Annotated in this window: 20 protein-coding genes; all 20 read left to right on the forward strand. The window is 69.2% G+C overall.

The window, feature by feature from the left end; translation table 11 throughout:
* Nucleotides 1-20 precede the first annotated feature (20 nt).
* The 20 genes from ACFY3V_RS35400 to ACFY3V_RS35495 all read left to right on the forward strand — a co-directional run bounded on the left by ACFY3V_RS35400 (nucleotide 21) and on the right by ACFY3V_RS35495 (nucleotide 21,348).
* Entirely contained in the window at nucleotides 21-995 is a 975-nt protein-coding gene (locus ACFY3V_RS35400) for an alpha/beta fold hydrolase (RefSeq protein ID WP_389779535.1), read from the forward strand.
* 101 nt (nucleotides 996-1,096) lie between these two features.
* A complete protein-coding gene (locus ACFY3V_RS35405; protein ID WP_350948789.1) occupies nucleotides 1,097-2,707 on the forward strand; it encodes an enoyl-CoA hydratase-related protein in 1,611 nt (536 codons plus the stop codon).
* Nucleotides 2,704-3,456, forward strand: coding sequence for an enoyl-CoA hydratase (locus ACFY3V_RS35410; RefSeq protein ID WP_350948788.1), 753 nt, complete (start codon nucleotides 2,704-2,706; stop codon nucleotides 3,454-3,456). The genes ACFY3V_RS35405 and ACFY3V_RS35410 overlap by 4 nt, the downstream gene beginning before the upstream one ends.
* A 159-nt stretch (nucleotides 3,457-3,615) precedes the next feature.
* On the forward strand, nucleotides 3,616-4,695 hold the full coding sequence (locus ACFY3V_RS35415; protein WP_389779538.1) for a phosphotransferase: 1,080 nt from the start codon (nucleotides 3,616-3,618) through the stop codon (nucleotides 4,693-4,695).
* Nucleotides 4,696-4,743: 48 nt separating this feature from the next.
* Nucleotides 4,744-5,724, forward strand: coding sequence for a hypothetical protein (locus ACFY3V_RS35420; RefSeq protein WP_389779540.1), 981 nt, complete (start codon nucleotides 4,744-4,746; stop codon nucleotides 5,722-5,724).
* A 345-nt stretch (nucleotides 5,725-6,069) separates the two neighbouring features.
* A complete protein-coding gene (locus tag ACFY3V_RS35425; RefSeq protein ID WP_350948785.1) occupies nucleotides 6,070-7,119 on the forward strand; it encodes an ABC transporter substrate-binding protein in 1,050 nt (349 codons plus the stop codon).
* 3 nt (nucleotides 7,120-7,122) lie between these two features.
* Entirely contained in the window at nucleotides 7,123-7,965 is an 843-nt protein-coding gene (locus ACFY3V_RS35430) for an ABC transporter ATP-binding protein (protein WP_362902901.1), read from the forward strand.
* Entirely contained in the window at nucleotides 7,962-8,864 is a 903-nt protein-coding gene (locus tag ACFY3V_RS35435) for an ABC transporter permease (RefSeq protein ID WP_350948783.1), read from the forward strand. Before ACFY3V_RS35430 ends, ACFY3V_RS35435 begins: the two co-directional genes overlap by 4 nt.
* Nucleotides 8,864-9,985, forward strand: coding sequence for a phosphotransferase (locus ACFY3V_RS35440; RefSeq protein WP_350948782.1), 1,122 nt, complete (start codon nucleotides 8,864-8,866; stop codon nucleotides 9,983-9,985). Before ACFY3V_RS35435 ends, ACFY3V_RS35440 begins: the two co-directional genes overlap by 1 nt.
* Nucleotides 9,986-9,989: 4 nt before the next feature.
* Nucleotides 9,990-10,946: a hypothetical protein gene (locus tag ACFY3V_RS35445; RefSeq protein WP_362902895.1), complete on the forward strand. Its 957-nt coding sequence runs from the start codon at nucleotides 9,990-9,992 to the stop codon at nucleotides 10,944-10,946.
* A 164-nt stretch (nucleotides 10,947-11,110) separates the two neighbouring features.
* A complete protein-coding gene (locus ACFY3V_RS35450; RefSeq protein WP_350948780.1) occupies nucleotides 11,111-12,178 on the forward strand; it encodes a hypothetical protein in 1,068 nt (355 codons plus the stop codon).
* A gap of 15 nt (nucleotides 12,179-12,193) precedes the next feature.
* Entirely contained in the window at nucleotides 12,194-12,718 is a 525-nt protein-coding gene (locus tag ACFY3V_RS35455; protein ID WP_350948779.1) for an aromatic-ring-hydroxylating dioxygenase subunit beta, read from the forward strand.
* Entirely contained in the window at nucleotides 12,715-13,521 is an 807-nt protein-coding gene (locus ACFY3V_RS35460) for an SDR family oxidoreductase (RefSeq protein WP_350948778.1), read from the forward strand. The genes ACFY3V_RS35455 and ACFY3V_RS35460 overlap by 4 nt, the downstream gene beginning before the upstream one ends.
* Before the next feature lie 223 nt (nucleotides 13,522-13,744).
* Nucleotides 13,745-14,461, forward strand: a complete 717-nt coding sequence (locus ACFY3V_RS35465) for a hypothetical protein (RefSeq protein ID WP_362921723.1) — start codon at nucleotides 13,745-13,747, stop codon at nucleotides 14,459-14,461.
* 41 nt (nucleotides 14,462-14,502) lie between these two features.
* Complete coding sequence (locus ACFY3V_RS35470) at nucleotides 14,503-15,819, forward strand: aromatic ring-hydroxylating dioxygenase subunit alpha (protein ID WP_362902885.1); 1,317 nt, start codon at nucleotides 14,503-14,505, stop codon at nucleotides 15,817-15,819.
* Between the two features lie 70 nt (nucleotides 15,820-15,889).
* Nucleotides 15,890-17,008 (forward strand): acyl-CoA dehydrogenase, encoded by a 1,119-nt coding sequence (locus ACFY3V_RS35475; RefSeq protein WP_362921720.1) that lies wholly within the window; start codon nucleotides 15,890-15,892, stop codon nucleotides 17,006-17,008.
* A 60-nt stretch (nucleotides 17,009-17,068) separates the two neighbouring features.
* Entirely contained in the window at nucleotides 17,069-18,265 is a 1,197-nt protein-coding gene (locus ACFY3V_RS35480; protein ID WP_389779545.1) for an acyl-CoA dehydrogenase family protein, read from the forward strand.
* Nucleotides 18,262-19,392 carry an acyl-CoA dehydrogenase family protein gene (locus tag ACFY3V_RS35485; RefSeq protein WP_389779547.1) on the forward strand — a complete coding sequence of 377 codons (1,131 nt, stop codon included), beginning with the start codon at nucleotides 18,262-18,264 and terminating at the stop codon, nucleotides 19,390-19,392. The genes ACFY3V_RS35480 and ACFY3V_RS35485 overlap by 4 nt, the downstream gene beginning before the upstream one ends.
* Before the next feature lie 11 nt (nucleotides 19,393-19,403).
* On the forward strand, nucleotides 19,404-20,600 hold the full coding sequence (locus ACFY3V_RS35490) for an acyl-CoA dehydrogenase family protein (RefSeq protein WP_362902877.1): 1,197 nt from the start codon (nucleotides 19,404-19,406) through the stop codon (nucleotides 20,598-20,600).
* A gap of 22 nt (nucleotides 20,601-20,622) precedes the next feature.
* A complete protein-coding gene (locus ACFY3V_RS35495; protein WP_362902875.1) occupies nucleotides 20,623-21,348 on the forward strand; it encodes a nitroreductase in 726 nt (241 codons plus the stop codon).
* Nucleotides 21,349-21,683 lie beyond the last annotated feature (335 nt).

The raw sequence follows: 21,683 nt of genomic DNA on the forward strand, positions 1-21,683 counted from the left end.
AACCGAGAGGAGACAACGAGATGGCACTGACAGAGGAAGGCATCATCGAGGTTCCCGGCATGCACAGCCGCTGGGTACGGCTGGCCGGTGGCGCACGGGCGCACTACATGACCTCCGGCACCACCGGTCCTGCCGTGGTCCTGCTGCACGGAGGTCTGCCGGGCTCCTCCGGCACCGCGGGCTGGCGGTTCATGGCGTCGTTCCTCGGCGAGAATGGATTTCGGGTCTACTGTCCAGACATGCCGGGTTTCGGGCTGTCCGACACCCGCGAGGAGCACTGGCCCACCGGCCTGGAGAGCCACGTCGACTTCGTCCACGAGTTCGTCCAAGCGCTCTGCCTCGACCGGTTCCACCTCGCGGGAAACTCGATGGGGTGCATGAACACGGTCAACTACCTGGTCGCGCACCCGGAGAAAGTCGTCAGCTTCGCGCTGATCGCCGGCGACGTCGGCGATGTGGTGCCCGATGACGCCGTCAAGCCCCCGGCGAAGGTCGCGATCCCCAAGTACGACGGTACCGAGGAGGGCATGCGCGCCCTCATGGGGGCGATCATCCACCGCGAGGCGGCGATCAGCGACGACCTGCTGAAGATGCGCCACGCCGCCGCGGAACGGCACCGTGAGGCGCACGCCCGGCTCTGGCCGAGCGTGTTGCAGTACGGCCGGCGTATCCCGTGGCAGGACCAGAACATCGCCGCGAGGCTCACCACCCGGGGCCGCCTTGACCGGCTGACCATCCCCGGTGTCTACCTTTATGGCACCGAGGACGTGCTCACCCCCGTCGAGTGGGGTTATGAGCAGGAGAAGGTCCTGCCGAACATCCAGTTCTTCTATCCGGAAGAGTGCGGTCACCAGGGGCAGACCGACCGCCCAGATCTGTTCAACCCGCTGTTCTTGGAGTTTCTCCGGGACGGCCGGATCACCCGCGCCACCGCGGACGCGGCCGGGATCTCGAAGAACCGCCCCGAGATCGCGTCGCTCGTCGAGCAGTCCTGAGATCCGGACCGCGGGCGGCGAGATCAAGCCCGTCCAGCGGTCCGTCCGGTGATCCGGCCGGTGTTTCACCTCAGAGTCAGCACGGGAAGGAGCGCAGCGGTTTGACGGCCGAGACCGCGATCCGCTGGGAGCGCGACGACCATGGTGTGGTCACGCTCACCATGGACGACCCACATCAGAGGGTCAACACCCTCAACGAGCTGTTCATCCGGTCGTTCGCGGCCGTGATCGACCGGTTGGAGGCCGAGCGCGACACCGTCATCGGGGTCGTGCTCACCTCCGCCAAGAAAGGCTTCCTCGCCGGTGGCGACCTCAAACGGCTCGTCCGGATCGGCCCCGCCGACCGGCAGGCGTTCCTCGACGATCTCGAACTGCGCAAGTCCCGGATGCGACGGCTGGAGAGGCTGGGACGCCCTGTCGTCGCGCTCGTCGAGGGCGGCGCCTTCGGCGGTGGCCTGGAACTCGCCCTGGTCTGCCACCACCGGATCGCGCTGGACTCCACCGAGGTGATGGTGGGGCTGCCCGAGGTGACGCTGGGGCTGCTACCGGGAGGTGGCGGCATCACCCGTACCACCCGGCTGATCGGCCTGCCGCGTGCCCTGCGACTGCTGGTCGGCGGCACCAGGCTGAACGCCCGCCAGGCTCACGGACTCGGCCTGATCGACGACCTCGCCGCCTCGCGCGCCGAGGCGCTGGAGAAGGCCCGCGCCTGGATTCTGGCCAACCCCGACGCGACCCAGCCGTGGGACCGGGGCCGACCGGCGGCGTTCGGTGACGAGGCCGGTGAGGACCCGGTCGTGCCGCAACCGGCGCGCGACCTCGCCCCCGCCGTCGCCACCATCCGCGAGGTCGCGATGATCGCGGCGAGTGCCGACGTCGACACGGCCCTGCGTGCCGAGAGCGAGGGACTGGCCGACCTCGTCGTCTCCGACGCGGCGCGGGCGACCATCGCGGTGGCCTTCTTCGACACGGTCCGGACCCGATCGCGGCTGCGTCAGGCAGCCGGGGACGCACCGGCCCGCACACCGGTGCTGGTGGTCGCCGGGCCGGTGGGCCGCCGGACACTCGCCGCCGGCGGAATCGCGTCGGTGGCCGTCGTCAGCGACGGTGACGCCGCAGGGCTGTCCCGGCTGCGCGCCGAGGAGGGCAACGTCGTGCTCACCGTCGCCGAGCCGGGCGTCGAGCCGCCCGCCGGTGATCCGGTGCTCTGGATAGCCCCGGACCGCCTGGGCGACGGCGGATACGTCATCGAGTACGCGGCCGCGGACGAACCGGTCGACGACGTCGTCGCGCGGCTCGCGCGCACCGGAGCACTGGCGGTGCCGCTGGCCGACGGGGAGCGCGAGGGGTTCGGAGGTCGCGTCGCGGAGGCCGTGAGGGCCGCCGCCGACGAGGCGCGCCGTGCCGGGACCGACCCGGCCGTGATCGAGCGGGCGCTGGTCGTGGCGGGACTGCGGCCCGCGCCGCTGACCGCCGCCCCCTTCGCGCGAGAGCCGGTGGTGACCGAGGAGGAGGCAGGTCTGGGCAGGCGTTTCGTCGACGCGGCGGTGGCCACGGCGGTGAGGCTGTGTGATGAGGGTGTGCTGCGCCACGCCGACGACCTGGACGTGGCCTCGGTACGCGCCGGAGGTGTTCCCGCCTGGACGGGAGGCGCCGGCCGCTGGTCGGCGGACGTCCGACAGAGAAGCAGAGAGAAGGAAGAAGAACGATGACCGAGTTCACGAAGCTCACGGCCGACGGCCCGATCCGGCACCTGATGCTCGACGCGCCGCAGCGGCGCAACGCCCTCAACCTGCCGATGCTGCGGGAGATCGCGGAGGCGGTCCGGACGGTGGCCGCCGACGACGAGGCCCGCGCGCTAGTGGTGAGCGGCGCGGGCAAGGCGTTCTGCGCCGGCGCCGACCTGAACACCATGTTCGGAGACATCGACCGGAGACCGGCGGAGATCCGCGAGGACCTCAAGCGGGTGTACGCGTCGTTCCTCGGTATCAAGGATCTGACGATCCCCACGATCGCGGCGGTAGGCGGGGTGGCGGTAGGTGCGGGCGTGAACATCGCCCTGGCCTGCGACATCGTGATAGCCGGCCCGCGGGCGAAGTTCGCGCTGACCTTCGCCGAGATCGGGCTGCACCCGGGGGGCGGGTCGAGCTGGTTCCTGACCCGCAGGATGGGGACCGGGCGGGCGATGTGCGCACTGCTGGGTGCGGAGGTGCTCGACGCCGGGCAGGCGTACGAGACGGGCCTGGCGACCCGGCTCGCGGACGATCCGCTGGCCGAGGCGACGAGCCTGGCCCGGCTTTACGCGCGGCGTGACCCCGCGCTGGTGCGGGACCTGAAGCGGGCCGTCCAGATGTCGCAGGCCGCGGATCTGGACACGGTGCTGGAATTCGAGTCGTGGGCACAGGCGTCGGCCGTGACCAAGCCCCGCTTCCAGGAGTACATGGCGGACTTCCTGAGATAACCGGCTGAGACGACGCGGGGAGCACCGGATGAGTGAGACCACCGCGCTCACCGGCCCTCGCGGATTCGTTCCGGGAACCGGAACGGTGGCTTGAGGCCTGGCACGCACTGCCCGCACCCTGACCGGGAGCCACCCGGCAGCACGTTGCGAGGAGATGACATGGCGTTCCCCCGTACCTCGTCGGAGATCACTCTGCCCTGGCTGGCCGAGCTGCTCCGCGAGCACCATCCGGACGCGGCGGCGCCGGTGGCGTTCGAGACGACCCCCCTGAAGTCCGGGGTCGGCGAGATGGGAACCCTCGTCCGTGTCGGCCTCGGCTACGCCGACGGAGACCAGGGCGGACCCGTGAGCCTCATCGCCAAGTTCGCCACCGACAACGAGCACCACCGCGAGCGGGCCCGGAGCATCCGGCTCTACGAGCGCGAGGTGCGCTTCTACCGGGAACTCGCCGCGCATGTGCCGGCCCGGGTGCCCCACGCCTACCTCGCCGCCGTCGATGACGACAGCGCCCGCTACTGCCTGGTCCTGGAGGACTTCTCCGACCATATTCCCGGCGACGAGGTGCGCGGCTGCACGCCGGGGGAGGCGGCCCTGGCGGTGGCCGAGGTCGCCAAGGTCCACGCCGCGTTCTGGAACCGCACCGATGGCCCCGAACTGGCGTGGGTCCCTCGCCACGACGGCGTCTTCGCCGCCAACCGCCACCGGGCCGTCATCCAGGGATGGCCGAACATGATCGCCAATCATGAGGCGCGGTTCGGCGACCAGGTCCGCGCCTACGAGCAGGCGTACGTCCAGGCCTTCCCCCGGTTGCTGCGTCTGATGGCGCGGCAACCGGTCACCTTCGTCCACGGCGACCTGCGGATGGACAACCTGCTGTTCGGCCGATCCGGCCGGCCCGATCCGGTGGTCCTGCTCGACTGGCAGGGCAGTGTCGTCGGCCGCGGCGTCCAGGACGTCGCCTACCTGGTCACCCACAGCATGACCACGAACGACCGGCGCGCCGCCGAGAGCGAGCTGATCGACCTTTACGTACGCACCCTCAACGACGCCGGGGTCGACTACCGCCGTGACGAGGCCGAGGAGCACTACCGCCTCGCCATGCTGTTCATCTTCTCCATCGTCGTCGGTATCACCGGGGGCATGAACAACAAGGACCCGCGTGCCATCGCGCGCAAGAAGGGACTGGTCGACCGCGCGTTGACGGCGATGGACGACTGGAAGGTCTGGGATCTGCTCTGAGCGCTCCCAGCACGGCAGAACCACTCACCACGAACCGAAGGACCATCCATGCTGCTTCCCGCCGACGAGTCGATCCACGAACCCCCCCAAAGTGAGGCCTGGCAGGAGAACTACCTGTTCCACGGCTGGGACGAGGCGTTCGGCAACGGGGTCTACCTGCATCTCCAGCACATCCCTGCCGAAGGTCTCGTGGACGTGCGCGCCGCCTCGTGTGTCGACGGCGTGCTGACCTCGACGGTCAGGCAGCAGGCGGGCGGCAGTGCTTTCGGCGCCGACGGCTTCGACGTCGACATCGCCGTGCCGTTCGAGAAGATGCGACTCGGTTATGACGGCCGTGGCCGGGTCGGTCTGGACGAGTCCGGCTGGCTCTGCTCCGGGGCGGGGGACTCCCCGTTCGGCTTCGACATCGAGATCGGCACCCGTTGTGCGCCGATCTCTTGGCGGCCGATCACCACCGAGCTGTTCCCGGTCGACCCGACCAACATCTTCACCGTCGCCGAGCACTACGAGGTCGGCTCGGTGTGGAAGGGCACGGTGTGGAGCGGCGGCCGGAAGATCGAGGCGAGCGGCCTGATGTGGCGTGACCACTCGTGGGGCCAACGCCGCTTCCGCAGCAACGCCGGATACTGGACGCCGGTCGTGCTCGACGGCGGGCGGCGCTTCCTCACCGCGCTGACCAAGCGCTATGAGGACACCTGGTACAGCTTCGCCGCCGAAGCCGTCGACGACCAGGTCGTCGACGTCTACACCGACTATCTCGTGCGGCAGAACACCGCCCACGGCGAGGTGTTCACCGACGCCAGTTCGCTCGCGGTGCGCGACGAGCGGGTGACCCGCTTCGACATCGACGTCGTCCGGGTGATGGGCGCCCCCCGTAACTGGGACGTCAACGGCCTGCCGAACTGGGGCCTGGTCGACCACGTCGGGCACGTGCGCTCGGGCGATTCCGCGGGCATCGGCTCGTTCCAGACGGCCCCGGTGTCGACCGCGTCGATCATCAAGGCATCGGGTTCCGGCGCGGTGCGCTGACCTGCGCGCTCAGAGCCGCGCCCGTGGTGTTTCCGCGATCCGGAGGAGAGGTTTCCCGGGCGTGGTAGCAGGCTGCCCTCTGACACGTCAGCCCCGGTCAAGAGGCTGTGTCGGGCCGGTGACGCCGATGTTCCAGTGCTCGGAACTTCTGGTGGCTGTGCGTATTCGGTCATCTTAGTGTCCCCCCAAGTGGTCCAGGGGGCGCTCGCGCAGCGCGGTCCCGTCGACCTCCGAGAGGCGACAAAGAACCTGGGGCGAGGTTCGGAAATCCAAGTCAGTACGCGACTCGGGGCAGGGCCGCGCGAAGCGGTGAGAAGCTCCCCGATTCCAAATGTGAGGCAGCGGATGTTCAAGCGTAAGAGAGTCTCAGCAATCCTCACGGCCGGTCTGCTGGCCGTCGTGACCCTGGCGGCCTGTGGCGGCTCCGATGACGAGGTTGCCACCGGTGCGGCCGGTGCCGCCGGTGAAACCAAGGTCCGGCTGCTGCTCGCCGCGGACACCACCGGTTTCGCCGACGTGATCACCGCCAAGAGCGCCGGCTACTTCGAGAAGAACGGGCTGAACGTCGAGTTCCTCCCCTATATCGCGAACTCGGGCACCCAGGTGCAGGCGGCCGTCACGGGTGACACCGACATCGTCGGCGGGGCGATCTCCGCGCTCTTCTTCGGCACCGCGAGCGATCGTGACGTCGTCGCCGTCGCCCGGGCGTCGAACACCCAGAACGGCGTCCTGCTCGTCAACAGCGACTTCGTCAAGGCGCAGGAGGCCAAGGGGGTCACCCAGGCGTCTTCGGTCGAGGAGCGCATCAAGGCGCTTGAGGGCGCCAAGTTCGGCGTCGCCTCCCGCGGTCCCGGTAGTGAGGCGTCGCTGCGGGCGCTGCTGCTGCACTACAAGGTTCCGTTCGGTGAGAACAGCTTCGTCGCCCTGGGCTCGCCCGCCGGCCTGGACTCCGGTCTGAAGGCCAAGCGCGTCGACGCGATCTACACCGGCCTGCCCGGTGGCCTCAATCCGGTCAAGAACGACTACGGCGCGATCTGGCTCGGCCCGGCGGACTATGCCGAGACCGGTGCCTGGGACGCGGGCAACATCGCCTACATGGCGGCCGGTCCGTGGGTCGAGCAGAACCGCGAGACGGTCAAGAAGTTCCTCGCCTCGCTCAACGAGGCCCGTCAACTGCTCGCCGGTGACCCCTCCAAGGCCGCTGAGGCGTATCTGACGTTCTCGCCGAAGAACGACGCGGCGTCGGTCAAGGAGTCGTTCGAGATGGTCAAGGCGAACTACGAGGGAGACGCCAAGATGACCGAGAACTACTTCGAGAAGAACAAGGCGATCTACGAAATCTCCAGCGACAAGCCGTCGACCCTCACCTTCGCCGACGGTGTTTGGACGGAATAGGAGATGTCCTTCACCGGAACGCGGCAGACCACCACCGCCGGCGCCCAGACATCGGGCGCCGGCGGGGACGAGAACTTCCTCCGCGCCGAGAACGTCTCCGTCAAATTCGGCAAACGAGGCAAGAACGAAGTGCAGGCGCTGTCGAACGTCAGCCTCGGTATCCGGCGCGGGCGGTTCGTATGCTTCGTCGGGCCCAGTGGCTGCGGCAAGTCGACGCTGCTCAACGTCTTCGCGGGGCTCCTGCGCCAGACCGAGGGCCAGGTGTACTTCGACGGCAGGGAACTGGGCGGCGTCAACACCGGTGCCGGGTACATCACCCAGCACGACACCCTGCTCCCGTGGTCGACCGTCGAGTCGAACATCGAACTGGCGCTGCGGGTACGCGGCTACGGCAAGGCCGAGCGCAAGGCACGCGTCGAGCGGGCACTGGAGAGCGTCGGCCTGGAAGGTTTCCGTACCCTCTACCCGTCGCAGCTCTCCGGCGGCATGCGCAAGCGGGTGCTGCTGGCCCGTACGCTCGCCTACGAGCCGTCACTGATCCTGATGGACGAGCCGTACGGCGCGCTCGACGCACAGATGCGCCAGCGCCTCCAGACGCAGCTGCTGGAGACCTGGAGCGCCGGTGACAAGACGATCGTCTTCGTCACCCACGACCTGGACGAGGCTCTGCTGCTCGCCGACGAGATCGTCGTCTTCGCGGCGCGTCCCGGCCGGATCGTCTACCGCACCGAGGTGAACCTGCCCCGGCCGCGCGACCTCACGTCGCTCCGTACCGACCCGGGCTTCGGCGAGCTGTGGCAGGACCTGTGGAACCGGATGGACCACACGGCTCAGGAGGACGAATGAAAGGCAGAGTCGCGCCGGCCGAGGAGGCGGAACCGGCGCGGGCGCCCGCCGGCCGGCCGCCGGTCGCGGAGCCCGGCAAGCTTTCACAGCGCCGTACGATCGGCACCCGGGTGCGGGAACGGATCACGCCGCGCGCCTTGGTCGTCGGCGCCGGAAACATCGGGGTCCTGGCACTGCTCATCCTGGCCTGGCAGGTCTTCGCCGGTCGTCCCGGTGAAGGGCTCGCCATCGTCGACGAGTTCTACGTCGGCCGTCCCGGTGAGGCGTGGGCCGCGTTCGTCGGGTGGGTCGAGGACGGCACGCTGCTCACGAACACCGTCATCACCCTGCGCGAGACGCTGTACGGTTTCGCGATCGGTTGTTCCCTGGGCGTCCTGGCCGGTTTCGCGCTGGGCCTCAGCAACATCCTCGGCGACATCCTGCGGCCGCTGGTCATGGCGGCGAACACGATCCCGAAGCTGGCGCTCGCGCCGATGCTGATCATGTGGTTCGGCATCGGTGAGGCGTCAAAGGTCGCCGTCGCCGCCCTGCTGGTCTTCTTTCTCGTCTTCAACAACACCTACCAGGGTGTCCGTGAGGTCGACCAGCACCTCGTGAACGCGTTGAAGATGCTGGGCGCCTCGCGGATGCTCATCCTGCGGCGCGTCACGATTCCGTCCAGCCTGGTCTGGGTGGTGACCAGCATGCGGATCTCGGTGCCGTACGCGTTCCTCGGGGCCGTGGTCGGCGAGATGATGGCCGCCCAGGACGGGCTGGGCACGCTCATCCAGAAGTCCAGCAACGCTTTCCAGCCGTCCGCGATGGTGGCCGCGATCCTCGTGCTCATCGTCATGGCGCTGATACTCAACGCGGTGATCAGCGTGCTGGAGCGGGTGCTGTTGCGATGGAGGTACGTCTGATGAACCTCAAGAACGATGCCGCCCTCTCGCCGGCGACCGTCGCCGATGTCACGGCCGGCTGGCTTTCCCCGATCCTCGCCGCCGACGGGGTGGCCTCGCCGCCGACCGGTGTGCGTGTCCAACCCCTGGGGGAGGGCGTCGGTGAGATGTCCCAGGTGGCGCGGGTGCACCTCGACTACGGCCCGTCCGAGTCGGGCACCGGGCCGGACAGCGTCATCGTCAAGCTCTCCAGTTCGTTGCCCAAGCGCATCGAGATGGCCGTCGAGATGTCGACGTACAAGCGGGAGTTCCGCTTCTACGAGACCATCGGCGACGACAGCCCGCTGCGCTCACCTCGGTGCCACCACCGGGAGATCGACGACGACGGGGCCCGGTTCGTCCTGGTCATGGAGGACTTCCCGCATCACATCCCCGGCGACGACGTCGCCGGGTGCACCGTGGAGCAGGCCGCCCTCGCCCTGGAGTCGGTAGCCTCGCTGCACGCCCGGTACTGGCGCACCCAGGATCCGGTGCTGCATCGGACGTTCGCCCGGCACGACGCGAGCCACGGGCCGTCGATCGCGGCGAAGGTCGAGAGCGGCTGGGCCACGATGATCGCCGACTTCGGCGACCTGCTGCCGGAGCGGCTGCGCGGCATGCGTGACGAATATCTGGCAGCCCTGCGGTCGCTGCAGACCTGGCTGTCGGAGGACGCCACCATCGTGCACGGCGACTTCCGGCTCGACAACCTCATGTTCGGCCCGCCGGGACACCCGGACGCGTTCGTCGCCCTCGACTGGCAGGGCATCATGCGGGCCAAGGGCATCCAGGACGTGTCGTACCTGGTCACCCACTGCATGGACACCGAGGTCCGGCGACGCCACGAGCAGGATCTGCTCGGCGTCTACAGCGCCGCCCTCGGCCGGCACGGGGTCGCCTACGGCCTGGAACAGGCCTGGCAGGAGCACCGGCTCGCGACGCTGCTGTTCTTCTCCTACGGGGTGGTCGTCTGCGGCTCGCTGAAGACGGACAACCCTCGGGCCCGCCGCCGCGCCGCCGGCCTCGTGCGGCGACTAGGCCAGACCCTGCTCGACCACGATTCGATCACGTTGATCGACGAGATCAACGCGAAGGGGGTGTGAGGTGATGGCGGAGTTGACCGGTGCCGACGAGTTCGCGCACGTTCCCGGCGAGGGCTCCTGGCAGGAGAACTACGCGTTCTACGGCGGCAACGCCGCGCTGACCGAGGGCCTCAGCCTGCACCTGCAGCACGTCGCCCGGGACGGGACCCTGGACGTACGCGCGGGGGTGACCGTCGGCGGCGTTTCCACGACCACCACCACGCACAGCTCCGGTGAGGACTGTTTCGCCTCACCCGGGCTCACCGTGGAGGTCGTCGAACCGTTCCGGCGATGGCGGCTGCGCTACGAAGGCCGCGGCTTCGTCGGGCCGGACGCCGACGGCTGGTACTTCACCCAGGACGGCGACGTGCCATTCGGCTTCGACGTGGAGTTGACGACCCGGCACCACCCGGTCTTCGTCTCCGAACTCGCCGCCAAGTTGTTCGCCGACGATCCGGGCGCCCGCGAGATGGGCATCTGGTTCGTCGCGAACCACTACCAGGCCGGCGCCGAATGGACCGGCAGGCTGTTCAGCGGTGACACGGTCACCGAGGCGTCGGGGCTGCTGGTGCGTGATCACACGTGGGGTCCGCGCGACATCAGGATCGACGACATCTTCTGGACGCCGATGGTCTTCGACGGCGCCCGGCGCTTCGTCGCCTCCAGCTGTGCCCTCTACGACGGGGTTTGGCGCAGCTACTTCATCGAGGCCGACGAGACCGGCATCGTGCACGTGCTCCCGGACTACCGGGTCCGCACGAACGCCGTCGGGTCCAGGCCGGCCTTCACCGCGGCCGACTCCATCGCCGTCGGCGACGGAGTCGTGCGCCGCTTCACCCATCCACGCGGCGTACACGTTCCGGCCGGGCGCAAGAAGACCTTCCAGGGCAGCACCCGCGGCCTGGTCAACTTCCTGGCCGAGGTGCACTCCGACGCGTCCGTGGGGTTCGGCACGGTCCAGTACGTGCCGATCAGGCCCTGACCCTCGATGACCCTCGATGACCCTCGATGACCCTCGATGGGTTCCGGAGACCAGAACGTGAAGTGGTCTGCTGCCGAGGAACCCCGGAGCATGGCCCCACGTGACAACCGGCCGTCCGTACGCGACCCGGGCGGTCCGCGTTCCCGACTCGCAGAGGATTCAACATGGCAGACGTGATCGGCCTGGGCATGACCCACTACCCGATGGTGGCCACGGACAACGCGAACATGGCGAGCCTGCTTCGCGGAACGCTGAAGGACCCCGACATCCCGGCCGACCGCAAGGATCCGGAGAACTGGTCCGAGCAGGCGCGGCGTGAATGGGGCGACGACGCCGGTGCCGCCGCGGCGCAGGGGCACCGTGAGGCGCTGCGCGCCGGCTTCGACCGCATCCGGGCCGAGCTCGACGAGTTCCGGCCGGACGTGATGGTGGTCTGGGGCGACGACCAGTACGAGAACTTCCGCGAGGAGGTCGTCCCGTCGTTCTGCGTGCTGGCCTACCAGGACACCGTCGTGGACCCGCTGGCGCTGCTCCGCAAGCGCAACCATCCGAACGCGTGGGGCCTGCCCGACGAGGGCCAGAGCTTCGTCATGCGGGGCCGGCCGGACTTCGCCAAGCGGCTCGTCACCGACGTGATCAACTCAGGTTTCGACATCGCCTACTCGTACGAGAAACGCAGCGGGATCAACTTCCCGCACGCCTTCGCCAACACCCAGCTCTTCCTCGACTGGGACAACGTCGGCAAGGAGTTCCCGTACCCGATCGTGCCGATCGCGGTGAACTGCTACGGCGAGCACGTCATCGCCCGCCAGGGCGGCATCGCCCGCTTCGCCGACATCAACGCCGGTGAGGACCTGGACCCGCCGGGGCCGTCGCCGCTGCGCTGCTTCGAGCTGGGCCGGGCCGTCGGCCGGTCCGTGCGCGCCGGCGGTCGGCGAGTGGCGCTGGTCGCCTCGTCGAGCTGGTCGCACGCCTTCCTCAACGACAAGGACTGGCACCTGCGTCCGGACACCGAGGCCGACCTGCGGCTCTACGAGGCCATGGTGGCGGGCGACTACGACACCTGGCGCGCGGCCACCACCGGCGAGGTCGTCGCGGCGGGCCAGCACGAGATGCTGAACTGGTTCTGCCTGCTCGGGGCCATGTCGGAGCTGGGACTGGAGCTGCGGTGGAGCGAATTCGTCACCACCGAGGTCTTCAACTCCAACAAGGCGTTCGCCGTCTACCGCTGAGCGGAGGAACATCCCATGACTGAGACGACAACCGTGAGGCCGGCCGCTGCCCCGGTCTCCGACGCGGAGCTGCGCGCGGTGGAGCGGTACCTGTTCCAGGACGCCGATCTGCTCGACGAATGGCGGTTGCACGAGTGGCTCGGGCGTTTCGCCCTCGAATGCCGCTACCTGGTGCCCTCAACCGACCTGCCGGACGGAGATCCGAGCCGGCACCTGTTCCTGGTGCAGGACGACCGCTTCCTGCTGGAGCAGCGGGTGAACTCGCTGCTGACCCGGTCGGCGCACGCCGAGTACCCGCATTCGAAGACGCGGCGGCTGATCACCAACATCCGGGCCGTCGACGAGGGCGACGACCGGCTGACGGTGCACGCCAACTTCGCGATCTATCGCACGCGCCCGGGGGTGTTCGACACCTACGTCGGCCGGTACCGGCACGTGCTGCGCCGCGACGCCGAGCACGGCTTCGTCTTCATCGAGCGGCGGGCGGTCCTGGACCTCGACACGCTGCGCCCGCAGGGAAAGGTGAGCATCATCCTGTGAACAGGTTGGCGGGACGTATCGCGATCGTGACCGGTGCCAGCCCGAACATCGGCGGCGCGCTGGCCCGCGGGCTGGCGGCCGAGGGCGCCAAGGTCGTCTGCACGGATCTGTCGGCGGACACCGCCGAGGCGTGCGCGAAGAGCATCGTCGAGGCCGGGGGGCAGGCGCTGGCCGTGGCCGGCGACGTCACCGACCCGGCGCACAGCGAGGAGGCCGTCGCCCTGGCGGTCTCGAACTGGGGCGGGGTCGACATCCTCGTCAACAACGCCGTTCTGTTCAACCAGAAAGGCATCCTGACGATGCCGATCGAGCAGTACCGGCGTCAGCTGGACGTCATTCTCTCCGGCGCCTTCCTGTTCACCCGCGCCGCCGCGAAGGCGATGATCGCCGCCGGTTCGCCGGGCAGCGTCGTCAACGTGCTGTCGACGGCGGCATGGCAGGGGCAGCCGGGCAACATCGGATACTCGACCGGCAAGAGCGGTCTGATCAACTTCACCCGGTCGGCGGCGATGGAACTGGCCGAGCACCGCATCCGGGTGAACGCCTTCACCCCGACGGCGACCAAACCGGTCGACCCGGTCAGCATCGAGAGGACGGCGAAGATCAAGGCGACCTCGGCCCGCGACTACACGATGGATTTCGCGGGCCTGATGCCGTGGCATCGGCTTCCGGTGCCCGATGACTACGTGCCGACGGTGGTCTTCCTGGCCTCTGACGAGTCCGCCATGATCAACGGAACGAACATCACCGTCGACGCGGGCGCCACGGCCAAGTACTGGCCCTGGAACCCGCACGGTGCCTAGGTCACGCGCCGGTGCCGGGCCATGAGGATCTTGGCGCCTGCCGGGCGCCGCGCCCCGCTCGGACAGGGAGCGGACACCGGTTCGCCGCAGAGTTCCGGCCGCTGAGACGGTAGATGGAACGGGACGCCGCGCACTGCGAGAGTGACGTCGTCGCCGTTCTCCGACGACGTCAGCGAGATCCTCCCGCCGCTGCCGGGAGAGTGAGCGAAGGAGTGCCTCGAAGGTGGACGCCTTGATCCGGATCAAGCCGGCGCGACGCACGGTCGTCGTCGGGACCCGGACCATCCGGGCCGAACAGATCCATCTGGGCGGTGCCCTCCGGGGTGCCGCGCTGGTCCTGTGCGACGCGGGCGACCTCGGCCCGGACAGTGAGGCCGTCGCCAACGACCTGCTCATGCAGGGGTACGAACCGCTGGTCGCCGAGATCGACGGCGACACGGCGGAGCGGGATCACCGCGCGGACATCGGCGCGTTGCTCGATGTTCTCGCCGAGCGCGGCTGGGAACACCAGCAGGTCGGGGTCCTGGGCTACGGCACCGGCGCGCGAGTGGCCCTCACCGCGGCCTTCGGTTTCGATCTCGGCGCCGTCGTCAGCATCTCGTCGGCGGCGGCCGATGTCGCCGCTCACGCGCTCCATCTGCTCGACCGGCCCGCGGTCATGCGCGTCCCCTGGCTGGGACTGTTCGCCGGCACCGCGACACAGGCCGCCGGCACGCTGGCCGATCTGCGGCGCAGGCTGCGCGCGGACGCTCCGGTGTACACGCGGGTGGTCGGCTACGCGGACGGGTCGGCGTGGCCGCACCTCGACGATCGCGACGCGGTCGATCACGCGGCCTCCTTCGACTCCTGGCAGAGGGCGATGGAGTGGCTGAACCTCCGGGTCGTCCCGCGACCCACCGAGCTCGCTCTGGCATGGGCACGGCGGCAGGCGAACGAATGACCGCCGCCGAGCCCGGAGCACGATTGGAGAATCGAGTTTCCATGTACATCGACGATGACCGGACCAAACCGCGATTCAGGGTCCACCGGTCGGTGATGGTGGACACGGAGGTCTTCAGGCTCGAGAAAGAGAAGATCTTCAACCACACCTGGTTGTACGTCGGTCACGAGTCCGAGCTGTCCAAGCCGAACGACTTCAAGACCCGTTCGGTCGGTGGACGGCCACTGATCTTCGCCAGGAACAACAAGGGTGAGATCAAGGTCTGGATCAACTCGTGCCCGCACCGCGGTGCCCTTCTCTGCCGGGAGCCGAAGGGCAACGCCCGATTCATGACGTGCTTCTACCACGGCTGGGCGTTCTCGATCTCCGGTGAGATGGTGTCGCTGCCCGGCGACCAGTCCTACGGCCCCGACTTCGAACGCCCGTCGCTCACCGCGGCCCCCAGGATCGACTCCTACCGCGGGTTCGTCTTCGTCTCCTTCGACCCCGACATCGTCGACCTGAAGACCTACCTGGCCGGTGCCGCCGAATACCTGGACCTGATCTGTGACCAGTCCGAGGTCGGCATGCAGGTGATCGAGGGCACCCACGAGTATTCGGTCCGGGCCAACTGGAAGCTGCTCGTCGAGAACAGCTACGACGGCTACCACGCGGTCACCGCCCACCAGCGCTACTTCGAGATGGTCAAGGCCGCCCGGGGCAGCCTCGACGGCTCGGCACTGGGCAAGTCCTCGGCGATCGACCTGGGCAACGGCCACGCCGTCATCGCCGGGGCCGTCTCCGCCCTCGACACGTTCGGCCGGCCGCTGTCGGAGGAGGGCCGGCGGGAGAAGGCCGAGCGGCTCGGGCGGCTGCGCCAGATCCACGGCGACGCCTGGGTCGACAGGATGGAGGGCGCCCGCAACTTGGTGATCTTCCCGAACCTGGTGGTCATCGACCTGACCATGGGCGTCGTGATCCGCAAGATCGACCCGCTGGCACCGGACCACATGGAGGTCACCGGCTGGGAGCTGATCCCGCCGGAGGAGGGCGACGACCTCAGGCGTCAGCGGCTCGACAACTATCTGACGTTCTGGGGGCCGGGCGGCCTCGCCACCCCGGACGACGTCGAAGCCCTGGAAGCCTGCCAGCGAGGTTTCGCCGCCTTCCAGGAACTGTCCTGGTCGGACATCTCCCGCGGCATGGCGAAGCCCGACCCGTCCGGCTCCGACGAGCTGCAGATGCGCACCTGGTGGCGGCAGTGGAACCGGCTCGTCACCGGTGAGCGACTCCCTCCGGAGGAGCACGCCCCGCTGGCGCCACACTACTCGGGCCGATCCATCCTGCGCGCGGATCTGGAGGCCAGCCCCACCTCCTGACCTCGATCCCGAGGACACCCGCCCGACCTCCGAACTATCCCCCCGCGTCATCGAAGGATGTGAAACGCCGATGTTCGATCTTTCACCCACCGCCGCCCAGCAGAGCGCGGTGGAGGAACTACGCAGCTTCCGCCCCCGGATCAGAGAGATCGCCCGAGAGGTCAACCGCACCGGGAGGCTCCCCGCCGATCTGAGGACCGACCTGAGCCGTGCCGCCGGGGCGACGCCGGAGGCCGTCGCCGACGGCAGCTCCGTGCTGCTGGACCCGGTCGGCCTCGTTCTCGTCGCCGAGGAACTCGCCATCGCCGACGCCGGAACCGCACTGGAGATCATCGGTGCCGCCCAGGCGCAGCTGCTCGCCGCGGCCCTCGGCGACAGCGCCGCCGTCGAGCGCGTCGGCGCCCTGCGGGCCTTCGGCGACGTGGCCCTCGGTCTGTACGAGGGCTACGGCCGGGCCCCGTCCGAGTACCGGCTGCGCGCGGAACGGCAGGGCGACCGGTGGTCGCTGACCGGCCGCAAGGACCCGGTGTCGCACGGCGCCGACGCCTCCGCCGTCCTGCTCGCGGGCCGCACCGACGACGACGCCTCCGCCGCCTTCCTCGTCGAGGCAGCCGGTGTGCAGGTCGAACGCGACGACCGCAAGGAGGGCAAGCTCGCCCTCGGCCTGGTCGCCTCCGCGGCCGTGCGCGTCGACGGCGCGACGGTGCCCGCCACCGCTCGGATCGGTGCGAGCGCCGAGGAGTTCACCGTGCTGCGCGCGTTCAACACGCAGCGCCTGCTCGTCCCCGCCGTCTCCATCGGACTGGGCCAGGCCGCCGTCGACACCACCGCCGAGTGGGTGTCCGGGCGCAAGGTGCGCGGTGCCGCCCTCGGCCGCAACCAGGGAGTCATGTTCCCGCTGGTCGACGCGGGCATCGCGCTCAGCCGGGCCCGGCTGCAGATCTGGGACCTCGCCTCCCGGCTCGCCGAGTTCGACACCGGAGCCGTACTGGAACGCCGCGTCGGCCGTGCCGTCGCCGCCGCCTGCGCCGCCGGCACCCAGGCCGCCCGAATCGCCTGCAACACGATGGGCTGGCGCGGCCTGAGCCAGCAGTTTCTCGCCGAGGCCCGCTACCGGGACGCCGGTGTGCTCTCGGCCGTCGACTTCGACGTGCTCCACCACAACGTCCCCGTCATCGAAGCGGCCTGAGGTTCCTCCTCTCGACCGGCGAAGCGACCACCGATCCCTGCGGAGCAAAGGAATTCAGCGATGGCGATCTCCCTCAAACCCTCTCAGAAGACCGTCGAACTCGTCGAGCTGACCCGCCGCTGGTCGCTCGACGTCGTCCGCCCGTACGCGCGCGAAGCCGACACCAACGAGATCTACCCCGACGTGCCCGAGGTCATCGAGGCCTGTCCGCTCGACGTGGCCCCCGTCGGGTTCGCCACCCTGCGAGACGACGAGTACGTCGACCGGGCCCACACCCTGAAGACCGACATCGAGTTCGGCCCCAACGTGTTGTCGGTCTTCATGACCGAACCGCTGTCGCAGGGCGACTCGTGGGCCTGGCAGATGCTGCACGGCGGCACCGTCTCCGAGGACTTCATCAACCTCATCGGCACGCCCGAGCAGGTCGAGAAGTGGTGCACCGGCGAGCACGTGCTCACCGCCATCGCCATGACCGAGGACCAGAGCGGCACCGACCTGGCCGGCATCCAGACCACCGCCGTGCGCGACGGCGACGAGTGGGTGCTCAACGGCAAGAAGGTCTTCATCTCCAACCTGCTCGAATGCGAGTGGATCGTGCTGCTCGCCACGATCGACCCGGAGGCCGGCAGTGCCGGGGTCCGCGCGTTCATCCTCGACAGGGACGACATAGCGAAGTTCGACGTCACCACCGACAAGGAAGACAAGATCGGGTTCCGGTTCATCCGGAACGCGACGTTCGAACTGCATGACATCCGCATCCCGTTCGACCGTTGCGTCGGCGGTCCTGAGGCCCCCGGCGTCGCCGCCGCCCTCGGTGTCTTCTCGAAGAACCGGGCTACCTGCGCCGTCTGGGGCACCAGCATCGCCCGAGGCTGCCTGGGCTTCACCGAGCAGTGGATCGACGAGCGCGCCGAGGAGTACTCCCCGGCGCGGCTCACGCGCATCCGCGCCGACTTCGCCGAGATGCACGACACCCTCGACGACGTCGTGCGCCTGGCGCTGAAGTCCGCCTGGCTCAAGGACAGGGGCGAGAACGCCGCCGTGACGGCCTGTGAGGCCAAGGCCGTCACACCGAAACTCGCCGAGTCGATCGTCCTTCGCTGCCTTCAGCTCGTCGGCGCGGAAGGCGCCTCCGAGCGGCACCTGTTGGAGAAGTGGTACCGCGACATCAAGATGACCGACGCCATGCTCGGCCCCGGTCAGGTCCAGCGTCGCAGCGTGTCGCAGATGCTGCTGCGCGGGGGAGCGGGCCGGTGAGCGCGTCGTTCGATCTGACCCTGCCCGACGAGGTCGTCGCCATGCGGCAGGCCGCGCGCGGCCTCGCGCTCGGCCGGCTCGACGCGGTCGCCCGCGAGGTCGACACGACCGGGCAGGTGCCCGCAGATGTGGCCGGGCACCTGCGCGACATGGGCTTCACCTGCGTCGTCGACAGCGAGTTCGGTGGCGGTGGTGTCCCCGACACCCACACCCAGCTGATCGGCGTCGAGGCACTGGCTCACGGCGATCCGTCGATCGTCGGCGCGGAGGTGTTCACCGGCGGCGGAGCGCTGCTGCTCAGCCTGCTCGGCACCGCCGGGCAACGGCGGTGCTTCCTGCCAGGGGCCGCCGCCGGCTCGGCCGCCGCGCCGGCGGTGGCGCTCTACGAACGCTTCGAGCCCTCTCCGCGCGCCTATGACACAGAGATCACCCGGATGACCGACGGCCGCTACCTGGTACGCGGCGAGAAGGTCGCCGTCGCCCTGGGCGGCGGGGCCGATCATGTGATCGTGGTGGGCCGTGACCCCGAACAGAACGTGTTGCGGGCCGCTGTCGTCGCACTCGCCGACATCGAGGTGGCGAGCGCGCCGGCCCAGGGCCATCTGGCGATGTCCAGTGCCGGGCTGACCCGAATCCGATTCGACGTCACCGTCGACGCCGACGCGCTGCTGCGCGACGAGGCCGACGGTGTCACCCTCGCCCAGGCGGTCGCGCGGACCCGGCTGCTCCCGGCCGCCGTCGCGCTGGGCGGGGCGACCCGGGCTCGCGAGTACGCCACCCGTTATGCCACCGAACGCGTCGCGTTCGGCCGGCCGATCATCTCCTTCCAGGGGGTGTCGTTCACCCTCGCCGACAACCACATGCAGCTCGACGCGGCCCGGCTGGGTCTGTGGAGCATCGCGACGGCACTCGACGGGTTCGACGACGACCGGCTCGCCGACGAGGTCGGCCGCATCGTCGCCGAATGCCACGCGGCGGCGACGACGGCGACCCGCGACGCGATCCAGATCCTCGGCGGGCACGGGTTCCTCACCGACCACCCGGTCGAGCTCTGGTACCGCTGCACCGCCCTGCTGTCGACGATCGACTGTGATCCACGTTTCACCCGGTTCGCACCGGCCGTCTGAGGGAGCCACACATGGTGAATCTGGAGCTCAGCCCGGAGCTGCGGCGCTACGAGCGAGAACTGCGCGAGTGGTCGGTGGGGATGGTGCGCCCGCACGCCCGCAAGGCCGACACCGACCACGAGCCACCCGCGAACTGGAAGGAGATCATCGACTCCTGCCCGGTGCCACTGTCGAAGAACACCGCTCCGGCCGGTGCCGCCGATCACCCCGAGGATCTGCCCACCTTCCCCGACGGGGAGCTGATGCGTGGCCTCGTGCAGTACGAGATGCTGAACTACGGCGACATCTGGGCCATGCACTGCATGGGCGGCGGCATCGCCCACATCGTGGTGCGGTTGCTCGGCACCGAGGAACAGTCGAAGCGCTGGTACGAACCGATCATCAGCGGTGGTGGCACGACCGGTTTCGCGCTCACCGAGCCGCAGTTCGGCTCGGACACCAGCATGATCCAGACACGGGCCGTTCGTGACGGTGACACCTGGGTGCTCAAGGGCCAGAAGATCTTCTGCAGTCACGGTGCCTCCGCCGACTTCGTCGTCGCGTTCGCCACGACGGACCCCGCGCGCGGCGCCGCCGCGTCGGAGGCGTTCGTCGTCGAGCGAGGCACCCCCGGCTTCGAGATCATCCGGGCCAACGAGGACAAGCTCGGCCTGCGTTCCTGGGAGACCTCGCAGCTCGGCTTCGACGACTGCCGGATCCCGCTGGAGAACCGGCTCGGCTATGTCCCCGGTGCCGACGACACCGCGGGCGGTGGGCGGCTGGGCGCGCTCAGCGTGCTCAACAACAACCGCCCCAACGTCGGCAGCATGGCCATCGGCATCGCCCAGGCCGCCCTGGACGTCACCGTCGAGGTGCTGAGGGAACAGCGGCACGGCTACAGGCCGCACCGCTGGTCGGCGATCCAGGACGATCTCGACGCCATGTCGGCGGCGCTGGAACGGGGCCGGCGGATGTGCCGCCGCGCCCAGTGGATGCGCGGGCAGGGCCTGCCGAACAGGCTGGAGGCCTCCGCGGCGAAGGCGTTCTCGCCGGACACCGCCGAACGCGTCGTCCGCCGCTGCATGCAGATCCTCGGCCCGGACGGGGCCAGTACGGACCTGCTGCTGGAGAAGTGGTACCGGGACTTGAAGATCCTGGACATCTTCGAGGGCACCGGGCAGATCCAGCGCATGGTTGTCGGCAAGGAACTGGCGAAGCAGGCCGGATAGGAGTCGGGTTGAGTTGCGGGCCATGAATGTCAACGAGGGGGAGCGTGGTGTGTCGGCGGAGGGCGGGGAGCCCGCTCGACTCGACGACGTGCTGGAGCGGATCCTGGCCGGACGCCACAGCCACCGGGCCTTCCGTTCCGAGCAGGTGCCGCCGGAGCTGATCGAGCGGATGTTCGCCCTCGCCCAGCGCACCGCCTCCTGGTGCAACTCCCAGCCATGGCAGGTGATCCTCACCAGTGGTGAGGCGACCGAGCGGTTCCGTACCGTGCTGTACGAGGCGGCCTCGACTCGTGACGGCAGTTCGGACATTCCACAACCGCAGGAGTACCGGGGCGTTTACCGGATACGACGGCGGGAGGCGGGCCACGGGCTCTACGAGAGCCTGGGGATCGACCGGAAGGACTTCGAGGCGCGAAGGCGCCAGGGCATGGAGAACTTCCGCTTCTTCGGCGCGCCCCATGTCGCAGTGATCACATCGGAGCGGTCACTCGGTCCCTACGGCTACGTCGACTGCGGCGCGTACGTATCCATGCTCCTGCTGGCCGCCGAGAGCCTGGGGATCGCGGCGGTCGCGCAGGGCGCGATCGCGATGCACTCCGATACCGTGCGCGCGCACTTCCGGATTCCCGACGACCGGATGATCGTCTGCGGTGTCTCCTTCGGCTACGCCGACGAGGAGCACCCGGCGAACCTTTTCCGCACCGGCCGAGAGGAACCGACGAACGTGGTCGACCGGCGCGACCGGTGACCGTGGAGGGTCGGTCTTTCATAGCTTTTCTTTGTCTTTGCGGCCTGCTGCTGATAACGGATCGGTAAGACCGTACTGTCATGGGCCGCATACAGTGTGTGATTTTGCCAGGGTGGGAGGGCGAAGCGCGGGACGGGAGGCGAGATGCACGATGAGCATGATCGGACTCACGGTCACGGCCTCACGGCGAGACCGCGAGGGCGCATGCCGTACGGCGATCCGCCGCCCCGGCAGCCGTCGCCGTCCGCCGGGCAGCCGCCTTCCGAGCCGTCGCACGCCCCAGAGGCGCCGAGTGCCATCGGAGTCCCGGATCTCCCTGAGCCGCCGGAGCCGGC

Origin of the sequence: Streptosporangium sp. NPDC000095 (assembly GCF_042899335.1) — a bacterium.
Taxonomy (GTDB): domain Bacteria; phylum Actinomycetota; class Actinomycetes; order Streptosporangiales; family Streptosporangiaceae; genus Streptosporangium.